The organism is Gordonia sp. NPDC062954 (genome assembly GCF_044543825.1).
GTDB lineage: Bacteria > Actinomycetota > Actinomycetes > Mycobacteriales > Mycobacteriaceae > Gordonia > Gordonia tangerina.
On the sequence record NZ_JBITWL010000002.1, the window covers coordinates 1 to 11,967 of the forward strand.

Here is an 11,967-nt window from a genome sequence, read left to right on the forward strand (position 1 = left end):
CGGGCACGGTGCACCACCTCGGCCAAGGGCCGCTCCGTCCACCTCGGTGAACACCATCGGCTCCAGCGTGACCATCGAAAACAGTTCACCAACAACATGATCCAGCAATCATATCGACAGCATCGGCCTATGGTGGAACGCTCGATCGCTTGGCTGACCCGCGGTAGCCGCCGCGTGCCGTACCGAGGAGTCACCGCGAACAACAACTGGCTGCACCACCGCGCCGCCGCGATCAACCTGCGCCGCCTGATCACCCTGGGGCTGAGCACCACCAACAACACCTGGACCCTGACCACCGCCTGACCCCGCGGGGCAAGCGCCCGAGCAACACTCGCCCGCGATCAACAGACCCAGCATTACCGACGGCCAGCCGCACACAGACCACTTCTTCAGCAGCCTCCTAGCGGCTCGGACTACTCGATCAGCAGTTGGGTGCGGGCTCGAGCGAATAGACCGGATGACTCCGCAGACCTATTGAATCCGATCCTTCAGCAACAACCGCACCGTCAGCTCGAGGCGGTTGGTGACGTCGGTGGCCGAGGCGCGGCGGGTCAGCCATTGCACCAGATTCGACATCCACACGTCGGAGATGACGCGGGCGATCGCCAGATCCTCTTCGCCGGGCTCACCGTCGTCGACCATCGCACCGGCGAGTAGTCGATCGATGATGCCGGCGACCTGATCGACCTCGGCAGTCGCTGAGGCGTCGGCGAACATGAATGCACGCGTCATCGCCTCAGTGAGCAGCGGATCGCGTTGCATCGCATAGGTGATCATGTCCAGCACATGACGCAGCCGCTCGATTGCGTTGTCGCCGCGCAGCTGTGAGCGATCCACTCGCGACTCGACGCGTTCGAACTCGCGCGCGAGGGCGGTGACCAGCAGATGCACCTTGGAGGGGAAATATCGGTAGAGCGTGCCCACGGCGACGTCGGCCTTGTCGGCGACGGTGCGCATCTGGACCGCGTCGTAACCACCTTTGGATGCCAACGCCAGCGTCGCATCCAGGATGCGACGACGCCGCTCGCGCTGCGCCGCTGAACCGGTCTCGGTGCCGCTCGACGCTGAACCAGCTGCCGAGGCGGTGGGGGCCGCGGGCTCGACGGGCGCCTTGGCCGCTGCAGATCGTGCCATGTGCTCGAAGACATCCTCACGTGGTCGGTTCGAACGGTGCCTACCGGTTGGCAAACACCCATGGCATATTAGAACAGGTTCTATTTGCCCGTCACAACCTGACATACAGAGGATTCACGTGACAATCGCCACGTCAAGCGAACAGATCGCCGTCTGCGACGCGATCGCTACCTGGGCGCGCAGCGTCTCGACCACCGAACTGGTCCGTTCCGACATCGACAAGCCTGCCGACCAGTGGACCGGTCTGTTGGCGCAACTCGCCGAGTTCGGTGTCTTCGCGGGCGCACTGCCCGAGGACTCCGGCGGCTTCGGTGCGACCTTCATCGATGTCGCCGCCATGATCGAGCAGTGCGGTATCAGCCTGGTGCCGGGCCCTATCGGTCCGATGGTCGCTGCCGCGCTCGGGCTCTCGCGGTCCGACGACGCGCGCGCCGGTGACTTGCTTGCGCGGGTCGCCTCCGGGGCAGTGGCCGTGGTCGCTCCGGCAGCTGCGTACGCCGGGATGGCGGCAAATCCTCCGCACGACGGTGCGCTCGACCTGGGCCTGGTGCCCGGTTACGTCGACGGCTGCGCGGTGGCGATCCCGTTCGAAGACGGAGGCGACGGGGTCTCCTGGCGAATCCTGCCCCCGGGCGTTGGTGCCACCACCGCCGAGGCACACGGCGTCATCAGCGGCACCGTGTCGGTGTCGCGGGTGCAGGTCACCGGCGTGCAGGGTGGGGACCTCATCGACCTGCCGGACGGTGATCTGGTCACCGCGAGTCTGTCGGCCGCGACCGCCGCCTACCTGAGCGGCATCGCTCGGTGGTCGCTGGACACCGCCGTCGACTACGCTACGGTGCGCACCCAGTTCGGTGCACCCATCGGCTCGTTTCAGGCGATCAAACACATCTGCGCCGACATGCTCTGCCGCAGCGAAGAGCTCACCGCGGTCGCATGGGATCTGGCGCGCGCGGTAGACGAACGTCTCGCGACCGACGACGAGGAGGTCATTGCCCAGCTCGCCGTCAGCAGGTGCGCGGCGGACGTCATCGCGGCCGAAGCCGCCACGACCAATGCCAAGGACTGCGTGCAGATCCTCGGTGGCATCGGCTTCACCTACGAACACGACGCTCATCTCTATTTGCGGGCAGCGCTGACCGCTCGCGTCGCCATCGGCCAGGGTATGTCGTCGGCTCGGGAACTCGCCCGGCTCGGAATGGCCGGGCACCGAAGGAACTTTCGGATCGATCTGTCCGCAGTCGAGGACCGGCGCGCGGAGGTCCGGGCAGCAGTGGACGACATCGCCGCCCTCGATCCGTCGCGGCGTCGGGCGCGACTGGCCGATTCCGGCTATCTGATGCCGCATTGGCCCGCGCCCTATGGGTTGGGTGCCGGCGCGGCCCTACAACTGCTCATCGACGACGAGTTCGAGCGCGCGCGGATCGAGCGGCCCGACCTGGTGATCGGCGCGTGGGCGATCCCGACGATCCTCGAACACGGCACCGACGAACAGCGGCAACGATTCGTGTCGCCGACCCTGACCGGCGACATCGTGTGGTGTCAGCTGTTCAGCGAGCCCGAGGCGGGCTCGGACCTCGCGGCGTTGCGTACCAAGGCCACTCGCGCCGACGGCGGCTGGCGGCTGCAAGGGCAGAAGATCTGGACCTCCCAGGCGCACAACGCATCCTGGGGGGTGTGCCTGGCGCGCACCGACGCCGACGCACCGAAACACAAGGGCATCACCTATTTCTTGATCGACATGAACACCTCCGGTATCGACATCCGGCCGCTGCGCGAACTCACCGGCCGCGCGAACTTCAACGAGGTGTTTCTCGACGACGTGTTCGTCCCGGACGAGTGCGTCGTCGGCCCGGTCAACGGCGGCTGGCGGCTGGCCCGTACGACCCTGGCCAACGAACGCGTGGCGATGGGCGGTTCGGGCCTGGGCAAGGAGATGGATTCCCTGCTGCGTCAGGTCGAGGCGATGGCCCGCGAGCTGACTCCCGACGAGTTGGCCGGCCTCGGGCGCCTGGTGGCCGAAGCCCACACCGGTCGCGTCATCGACGCCCGTGCGGTCACCCGGCGTCTGGAAGGTCACGACCCGGGGGCGTTGTCGAGCGTGCGCAAACTGATCGGCGTCCAGCATCGTCAGTCGGTTCCGGAATTCGCTTTCGATCTGCTGGGCGTCGACGGGGTGGCCGCCTCCGACGCGTCGGACGCATTGCTGCAGAACCGGTGCCTGTCCATCGCCGGGGGCACCACGCAGATCCTGCGGACCGCAGCCGCGGAACGGATTCTCGGTCTGCCCCGCGGCTGACCTGTGACGACGCCCGGAGCGCGCGGGAAATCTGCAGTTGAGAGGCCATAACTCCCACACCGGACACGCCATCTGATACAACTAGAACAAGTTCTAATTTGTGGCAAGGAGGCACCGGGGTGGACTTCGCCCTCGACGACACGGCGGTAGCAGTTCGTGATGCCGCCGCAGAGGTATTCGCGCGGCACCAACCGGACTGGGAATCCACGTTCGGTCGGCGCGATCGGCAGAGCAACGCGCCCGGCGGATTCGACACCGCGTTGTGGCGGTCGGTTGTCGACGCCGGACTCGCCGCGCTCGCATTACCTGGCGATGTCGGAGGCGACGACGTCTCCGTGATCGACCTACTGCCGCTGCTCCGACGCATGGGGGAGTCGGCGGCTGTGACGCCAGCCGTGGGATCACTCGTGTCGGCCCTGGCGCTCGGTGCCGCCGAGCGGTCGGTCCGCGGGACGTGGTCGCCTACGGTGGCGAACGGCGCCTGGCATGCCATCGCCATCGGCGAGCTCGGCGATGCCCTCACCGAGACGCCGCGCACCACCGTGCGCGACGGCCGGCTCACCGGCATCAAGACGGGAGTCCTGCATGCGGAGGGATCGTCGGCGCTGCTGGTGACCACCGACGATGGCGCGGTGCTGGTGGCCTCCGACGCGGACGGGGTGAGCATGACGCGCACACCGACCTCGAGCGGGTGGGGCGAGTACACCGTGCGCTTCGACGGCGTCGCGGTCGGCACCGACGACCTTGTCGCCACCGAAGCCGGAGCCGTTCGCGATCGGTATCGCCTGCTGCTGGCAACGTATGCGCAGGGACTCGTCGCCGGTGCCGCTCGACTCACCGCCGACCACGTCACCCATCGTGAGCAGTTCGGCAAGCCGATCGCGATGTTCCAGGCCGTCGGACAACAACTCGCCGACATCTATGTGGTCGCCCGGTCACTGGATCTGTCGACGACCGCGGCTGCCTGGCGAATGAGTGAAGGACTCGACGCCACACAGGATCTGGGAATCGCCGGCTACTGGGTAGCCGCCGAGATACCGGCAACCCTGCGGACCATGACCCACCTGCACGGCGGGATCGGTGTGGACGTGACCTATCCGTTGCACCGGTACTTCTCGATCGCCAAGGACCTCGCCCGGCTCGTCGGCGGGCCCGACGCCCGTCTCGACGAGATCGCCGACGATTCCGACGCCCGTCTCGACCCGAAAGGGCAGGCAACAGATGTTCATTGATCTCACCCCCGAGCAGAAGGCGCTGCGGGTCGAACTGCGCGAATACTTCACGAATCTCGTGAGCGCCGAGGACGCGCGGGTGATGCTCACCGAACGTCACGGCGAGACCTACCGCGCGGTGATCCGACAGATGGGCAAGGACGGGTGGCTCGGTGTCGGGTGGCCGAAAGAATACGGCGGCAAAGGTTTTGGTCAGATCGAACAGCAGATCTTCACCAACGAGGCCGTCCGCGCCGACGTCCCGTTGCCCTCGGTGACCCTGCAGACCGTCGGACCCACGTTGCAGGAACACGGCACCGACGAGCTCAAGCGAAAGTTCTTACCCGACATCCTCGCCGGTGAGGTGCACTTCGCGATCGGGTACACCGAACCCGAAGCGGGGACCGACCTGGCCTCACTGACCACCAGCGCAGTGCTCGACGGCGATCACTATGTGGTCAACGGACAGAAGATCTTCACCACCGGCGGCCATGACGCCGACTACATCTGGCTGGCCGTCCGGACCGATAAGGACGCACCGAAGCACAAGGGCATCTCGATCCTCATCGTCGACACCCGCGACCCGGGATTCAGCTGGACCCCGATCATCACCGCCGACGGTGCGCACCACGTGAATGCCACCTACTACAACGACGTGCAGGTGCCGGTGTCGATGCGGGTCGGCAATGAGGGCGACGGGTGGAAGCTGATCACCACCCAGCTCAATCACGAGCGGGTGATGCTCGGGCCCGCGGGCCGGATCGACGGACTCGCCGCGCGGGTACGAGCCTGGGCTCAGCAGTCCGGCGCGGACGGCACCGTCATCGCCAAGCACTCCGACGTCCGGCGGGCCCTGGCCGAGATCGATGCCTACGCCCGCATCAACGAACTCCTCAACTGGCAGGTCGCCTCGACCGGGGAGGCGATCTCCATGGCCGACGCCGCGGCCACCAAGGTGTTCGCCACCGAGCGGCTGCAACACGTCTGCCGACTGATCAACGACATCGTCGGGCGTTACGGCGATTTCACCGATCCCGAGACTGCAGCGTTGGTCGACTGGCTCGACGTGCAGCAGAAGCGAAACGTCGTGATCACCTTCGGCGGTGGCGTCAACGAGGTGATGCGCGACATGATCGCCACCGCCGGATTGGGATTGCCGAGGGCCAAGCGATGAGGGCGAGGGTGTCACGAGGTCTCGATACGCCTCCTCGCTGCCGCTCGTCGGCTACTCGACCGGCGGGAAAGGACTCGTCCCGCCGGAGGGCTGCCCTCGGGTGGTCGGTGTCTCGTCCGGTGGGGACGGGGGCTGTCCTCGGGTGGTCGGTGTCTCGTCCGGTGGGGACGGGGGCTGCCCTCGGGTGGTCGGCGTCTCGACCGGTGCGGACGGGTGCTTCCCCCTGGTGGTCGGTGTTTCGACCGGTGGGGACGGGTCCTTCCCTCTGGTGGTCGTGTCCTCGTCCGGTGGGGACGGGGGCTGCCCTCTGGTGGTCGAGTAGCTGCGAGCCGCTAGGCGAGCGGCGTATCGAGACCACCCCCGCCGACCTTCGATTGCGAGGGCGATGATGAGCACACCCACCGACATCCTCTCCGCAGCTGAGGCCATCAAGGCCGACGGACCCAGCGCCCCCAGAGCGGGCCGAGATCCCATCAACCAGCCGATGATCCACAACTGGGTGGAGGCGATGGGGGACCGTAATCCCGTCTACGTCGACGACGACGCCGCTCGCGCTGCCGGGCACCCTGGGGTCGTCGCGCCGCCGGCGATGGCGCAGGTGTGGACGATGCGCGGACTGCGCGCACAGCGGGCCGCCGACGACCCGCTGGGACGCGCCACCGAGCTCTTCGATCAGGCCGGTTACACCTCGGTGGTCGCGACCAACTGCGACACCGTCTATCACCGTTACACCCGGCCCGGCGAACAGGTCACCATCTCGTCTGATCTCACCGACGTCGTGGGCCCCAAGCAGACGGCTCTTGGCGAAGGTTGGTTCTTCACCACCCGCAACGTGTGGTCGGTCGGTGACGAGGTGGTCGCCGAGATGTCTTTCCGCATCCTGAAATTCCGGCCGTCGGCGAAAACCCAACCGGCGGAACCGGCGGAACCGCAAGTACCGGATGATCTCGATCCGACCCGGATGCTCAAGCCGAGCGCATCACGCGACACCGCGTTCTTCTGGGACGGTGTCGCGTCCCATGAACTGCGCATCCAGCAGCTCGACGACGGCACGTTGCGCCACCCGCCGATTCCGGCGACGTGGAAACCGCGCCAGGCAGACGGAACCGTACCCACCACCGACTACCTCGTCGCCTCCGGCCGGGGCACGGTGTTCAGCTACGTGGTGCACCACGCCCCGAAGGTGCCTGGTCGGCAGTTGCCGTTCGTGGTGGCGCTGGTGGAACTCGAGGAAGGTGTCCGGATGCTGGGTGAGCTCCGCGACGTCGACCCGGCGGTTGTCACGATCGGGATGGCGGTGGAGGTCACGTTTCTGGACTTCCCGGCCGACACCGAGACAGGAACCGACCCATGGACCCTGTATGCCTGGACCCCTGCGACAACGAAGGGACAGCCGTGACCAGTCTTGCCCCGCAACCGGTCCGGATCGCGGACACGTTGCCACCGCTGACCATCGACGCATCGCCGACATTCGTGGTGGCGACGGCGCTGGCCACTCGCGACTTCCAGGACGTGCACCACGACCGGGACCTGGCACAGGCCAAAGGGTCCAAAGACATTTTCGTCAACATCCTCACCGACACCGGGCTGGTGGAGCGGTTCGTCACCGACTGGGCCGGACCATCGGCACGCATCCGCTCGATCAATCTGAAACTCGGTGTGCCGTGGTACGCCTACGACTCGGTCACCTTCACCGGTGAGGTGTCCGACATTGCCGACGACGTCCTCACGGTGTCGGTGACCGGAACCAATTCACTGGGCAAGCACGTGATCTCGACGGTCACCCTGACGATCGGGGGTGGTGCATGATGGGCGGTTTGTCGGGCAGAGCAGCCATCGCCGGCATCGGTGCCACCGAGTTCTCCAAGAACTCCGGACGCAGCGAACTGCGGCTGGCGGCCGAAGCGGTCCAGTCCGCGATCGCCGATGCCGGACTCACACCGGCCGATGTCGACGGACTGGTGTCATTCACGATGGACACCAACGCCGAGATCGCCGTCGCCCGTTCGGTCGGTATCAAGGAGATGACCTACTTCTCCCGCATCCACTACGGCGGCGGTGCGGCCTGCGCGACGGTTCAGCAGGCGGCGATGGCGGTGGCCACCGGTGTTGCCGATGTCGTCGTCGCCTACCGTGCGTTCAACGAACGATCGGGCTTGAGATTCGGCCAGGTCAACAGCGCGGTGGCCAATCAAGAGAACTCGTCGGGCACCGACAACGCGTTCTCATATCCACACGGCCTGTCCACGCCGGCGGCTTTCGTTGCGATGGTCGCCCAGCGCTATATGCACGAATACGGTGTCACCAGTGAGGATTTCGGACAGATCGCGGTGGTGGACCGCAAACACGCCGCAGTGAACCCAAACGCGTTCTTCCACGGCAAACCGATCACCCTCGACGACCATCAACAGTCGCGCTACATCGCCGAGCCGCTGCATCTGCTCGACTGCTGTCAAGAGTCCGACGGCGGTGTCGCCATCGTGGTGGTCTCCGCCGAGCGGGCCAGGGACCTGCCGCACACCCCCGCGGTGATCGCGGCGGCCGCTGCCGGCAGCGCCGACGACCAGTTCATCATGTCCAGCTACTACCGCGACGACCTCGCCGGCCTGCCCGAGATGGGCCTGGTCGGCCGTCAATTGTGGAAACAGTCAGGTCTCGCTCCCTCCGACATGGACCTCGCCATCCTCTACGACCACTTCACCCCCTACACCCTCATGCAACTGGAAGAACTCGGGTTCTGCGCACGGGGCGAGGCGAAAGATCTGGTGCGAGAGCCGGGTGCGCTCGAGGTCGGTGGGCAACTGCCGCTGAACACCCACGGCGGTCAACTCGGTGAGGCCTACATTCACGGTATGAACGGCATCGCCGAGGCCGTCCGGCAAGTACGCGGAACCTCGGTCAACCAGGTCGACGGTGCCGCGCAGGTCGTGGTCACCGCCGGCACCGGAGTTCCGACCAGCGGCCTGGTCCTCACCCGAACCACCTAACACCGCGCTCAGCAAGGAGACGACATGAAGTTCAATCTGGCCGACGTGTTCGAGACGGTCGCCGATGCGGTACCTGACCGGATCGCGTTGAGCTACGAGGGCCGCCAGATCAGCTATGCCGAACTCGACCAGCTGGCCAATCAGGTCGCGCACCTGTTGTCGGAGTCGGGAATCGGCGCGCACGACAACGTGTCGCTGTTCCTGAAGAACAGCGTCGAGCATGTCACCAGCCTGCTGGGCCTGCTCAAGATCCGCGCCGTTCCGGTCAATATCAACTACCGGTACACCAACTCCGAACTGCACTACATCTTCGACAATTCCGACTCGCGGGCGATCATCGTCGAGCTGGAAGAACACCAGCGCAGTGTGGCGCAACTCCTGCCGGAGCTGCCCAATGTGCGGGTGGTCTTCGTCATCGGCGAGCTGGCTCCCGAGTTGTCCGACGCGGCGGTGGACCTGCCCGGCGACCGGTCGGTGGAGATCGTGTCTTTCTCCGACGCGGCGACGACGCCCACGCAGCGTGACTTCGAACCGCGCACCGGCGAAGAGCTGTACCTGCTCTACACCGGAGGCACCACCGGGTACCCCAAGGGGGTCATGTGGCAGCACGACGACTTCTTCCGCAAACCTCTGTCCGGGGGTAACCCGTACGGTGAGGCACGCAAGGACCTCGCGGAGATCGCTACCGCGGTCAAGGATTTCCCCTCGATGGCGTTTCTGCTCGCTGCACCGCTGATGCACGGCGCGGCGTCGTACTCGTTGTTCACCTTCTTCACCCTCGGTGGTCGGCTGGTCATCCAACGTGACTTCAAACCCTCGGCCATCGTGTCCGAAGTCGAGCGGGAGAAGGTGCAGATCATCCTGATCGTCGGCGACGCGATGGGTATGCCGCTCGTGGAGGAGTTCGAGCGACGCCAGGGCGAGGTCGACCTGTCGTCGTTGTTCTCGGTCACCTCCGGTGGGGCGATCTGGTCCCAACACGTGCGGGACCGGTTCCTCGCGTTGAAGCCGGATCTGGTGCTGCGCGACAACTTCGGTGCCTCGGAATCGGGAAACGACGGCGAGATCATGATGGATGAGAACGGCAACCTGCGGGTACCGCCGACCGACAAGATGATGGTGGTCGACGAGCGGCTCAACAAGATCGAGCCCGGCTCGGGCGACGTCGGCTACATCGCACGGATCGGGAACGTGCCGCTGGGTTACTACAAGGACGAGGCCAAAACGGCGAAGACCTTCCCGACCCTGCCGGACGGAACACGGATCTCGATCCTCGGCGACATGGGCACCGTCGAGGCCGACGGAACCATCGTCTTCCTCGGCCGAGGTTCACAGTGCATCAACACCGGTGGCGAAAAGGTGTACGCCGAAGAGGTCGAGGCGGTTCTGCACGCCCACCCCGCCGTGGCCGACGCGCTCGTCGTGCCGGTGCCCGACGCCAAGTACGGCCAACGGGTGGCAGCGGTGGTGGCAGTGGCCGAGAATGCGGTGGAACCGTCCATCGATGACATCGGCGCCCACTGCCGGGAATCGCTCGCCGGGTACAAGGTTCCGCGCACCGTGGTGTTCGTCGAGGAGGTGAAGCGCACCCCGGCCGGCAAGGCCGACTACAAGTGGGCCAAGAATGCCGCCGCCGAAGCCACCGAGCCCGCGGCCGCCGCGAACTGACGTAGCTCGCGCCATTTCGCTGGTCGAGTAGCTGCGAACGGAGTGAGTGGCGTATCGAGACCCTGGTGCGTGTGTGGATCTCGATACGCTCGCTCGCCTGGGGGCTCGCGGGCTACTGGATCAGCGGTTGGTGGGGTTAGCGGTGGCCCGGTGGCCGCGTGCCCTTTCGCTGGTCGAGTAGCTGCGAACGGAGTGAGTGGCGTATCGAGACCCTGGCGAGATCACAACCCGCCGAGGCGCACAGAGATCCACAACGCCACCACCGCGACCAGCAGCGTCGGCGGCACGGTCAGCGCGCCGAGCCGCAGGTAGTCCCGGGATCTCGGGGCCGCCGGCGAGTCGCGGCGCATGATGTCCCGCCACAGCAGGTTCGCGAGCGATCCGAAGTAGGCGAGGTTGGGACCGATGTTCACGCCGAGCACCACCGCGAGCACCAGCGCCGGCTGATGGGCGGTGAGTGGGACGAGCAGGAGGGTGGCGGGCAGGTTGTTGACCACATTGGCCGAAATCGCGGCGAGCACGGCCACCGCGACCATGGCGAGGAAGCCGGAGCCTGTAGGGATCAGATGACTCACCGCGTCCCCGATCGCGCCCTCGCGGACCGGCAGGATGATCACTCCGAGAGCTGCCACGAATGCCAGGAAACCGACGTTGAGCGCGCGGGCTGTATGCCGCGCGGTCACTGTTGGGTCGCGAAACGCCATCGGGGCCAACATGACCGCTGCGCCCACCGCCGCCGTCGCGGCCAGCGGCACGCCCAACGGTTCGGACACCACGAAAGCAACGAACAGAAGTGCCAGACACGTCAACACCCAGCGCGGTGTGTGCGGTGGCGTTGCGGGATCCCTGTTACGACGTGGTGATCTGACCGTCAGGTCGTCGGCGAAGAACCACCGGAAGATCAGATACTCCACCACGATCGCCGCTATCCACGGCGCCGCCATCACACCCGCAAACCCCAGGAAACTCAAGCCGGTTGCACTGAACGCCAATAGATTCGTCAGGTTCGAGACCGGAAACAGGGTGGAGGCGGTGTTGGCAAGATGATTTCCGGCGTATGAGACCGGCGTGATACGCGCACCGAGTCGGCGGGCAGTGATCACGGCGACCGGCGTCAGCAGCACGATCGTGGTATCGATCGACAACACCGCGGTGGTGACGGCGGCGACCACGAAGACGATGCGCAGCAGTCGATTCGGTGACCCGTGGCTCCAGCCTTCCACCACCCATCCGACCCAGGTGAACACGCCCGTCCGGGCGCAGACGTCGGCCACCACGAGCATGGCAGCGAGAAAGGCGATCGTCGGTGCGATGAAACGGATCTCATCGGCTGCAACGGGCACGTCGGTCAAACCCAGCGCCACCACCGCCACAGCCGAGGCCACAGCGATGACAGTCGCGACACCGCGCCGCACGGTGACCGTTGTGACGACAACGAGCGCCAGAACGGCGACGGCGAGGACGGTGCCGACGACGCCGTCAGACGACAGCACC

10 protein-coding genes are annotated in these 11,967 nt (G+C 66.1%); 8 read left to right on the forward strand and 2 right to left on the reverse strand.

What is annotated here, in order from left to right:
* Positions 1–303, forward strand: a 303-nt coding sequence (locus tag ACIGKQ_RS02605) for a transposase (protein WP_396572192.1), incomplete at its 5' end; no start/stop codon positions are given.
* A 168-nt stretch (positions 304–471) separates the two neighbouring features.
* Here the strand turns inward: ACIGKQ_RS02605 and kstR are convergent.
* Positions 472–1,134 carry a cholesterol catabolism transcriptional regulator KstR gene (gene kstR, locus ACIGKQ_RS02610; RefSeq protein ID WP_235725230.1) on the reverse strand — a complete coding sequence of 221 codons (663 nt, stop codon included), beginning with the start codon at positions 1,132–1,134 and terminating at the stop codon, positions 472–474.
* Positions 1,135–1,252: 118 nt separating this feature from the next.
* On the opposite strand from kstR, the gene ACIGKQ_RS02615 reads away from it, so the two are divergent.
* The 7 genes from ACIGKQ_RS02615 (at position 1,253) to ACIGKQ_RS02645 (ending at position 10,473) form a co-directional block, all read left to right on the forward strand.
* The gene (locus tag ACIGKQ_RS02615; RefSeq protein ID WP_396572194.1) at positions 1,253–3,433 is read left to right on the forward strand and encodes an acyl-CoA dehydrogenase family protein; all 2,181 of its coding nucleotides are present in this window, start codon (positions 1,253–1,255) and stop codon (positions 3,431–3,433) included.
* Between the two features lie 119 nt (positions 3,434–3,552).
* Positions 3,553–4,665: an acyl-CoA dehydrogenase family protein gene (locus tag ACIGKQ_RS02620; protein WP_396572196.1), complete on the forward strand. Its 1,113-nt coding sequence runs from the start codon at positions 3,553–3,555 to the stop codon at positions 4,663–4,665.
* Complete coding sequence (locus ACIGKQ_RS02625) at positions 4,655–5,818, forward strand: acyl-CoA dehydrogenase family protein (protein ID WP_287015880.1); 1,164 nt, start codon at positions 4,655–4,657, stop codon at positions 5,816–5,818. Before ACIGKQ_RS02620 ends, ACIGKQ_RS02625 begins: the two co-directional genes overlap by 11 nt.
* A 388-nt stretch (positions 5,819–6,206) precedes the next feature.
* On the forward strand, positions 6,207–7,217 hold the full coding sequence (locus ACIGKQ_RS02630; RefSeq protein WP_396572197.1) for a bifunctional MaoC family dehydratase N-terminal/OB-fold nucleic acid binding domain-containing protein: 1,011 nt from the start codon (positions 6,207–6,209) through the stop codon (positions 7,215–7,217).
* Positions 7,214–7,627 (forward strand): MaoC family dehydratase, encoded by a 414-nt coding sequence (locus tag ACIGKQ_RS02635; protein ID WP_308191726.1) that lies wholly within the window; start codon positions 7,214–7,216, stop codon positions 7,625–7,627. The genes ACIGKQ_RS02630 and ACIGKQ_RS02635 overlap by 4 nt, the downstream gene beginning before the upstream one ends.
* Positions 7,627–8,805, forward strand: coding sequence for a lipid-transfer protein (locus ACIGKQ_RS02640; protein WP_396572438.1), 1,179 nt, complete (start codon positions 7,627–7,629; stop codon positions 8,803–8,805). Before ACIGKQ_RS02635 ends, ACIGKQ_RS02640 begins: the two co-directional genes overlap by 1 nt.
* Before the next feature lie 24 nt (positions 8,806–8,829).
* Entirely contained in the window at positions 8,830–10,473 is a 1,644-nt protein-coding gene (locus ACIGKQ_RS02645) for an AMP-binding protein (RefSeq protein WP_396572199.1), read from the forward strand.
* 221 nt (positions 10,474–10,694) lie between these two features.
* Here the strand turns inward: ACIGKQ_RS02645 and ACIGKQ_RS02650 are convergent, their stop codons facing one another.
* A complete protein-coding gene (locus tag ACIGKQ_RS02650) occupies positions 10,695–11,966 on the reverse strand; it encodes an SLC13 family permease (RefSeq protein WP_396572201.1) in 1,272 nt (423 codons plus the stop codon).
* Position 11,967: the final 1 nt, after the last annotated feature.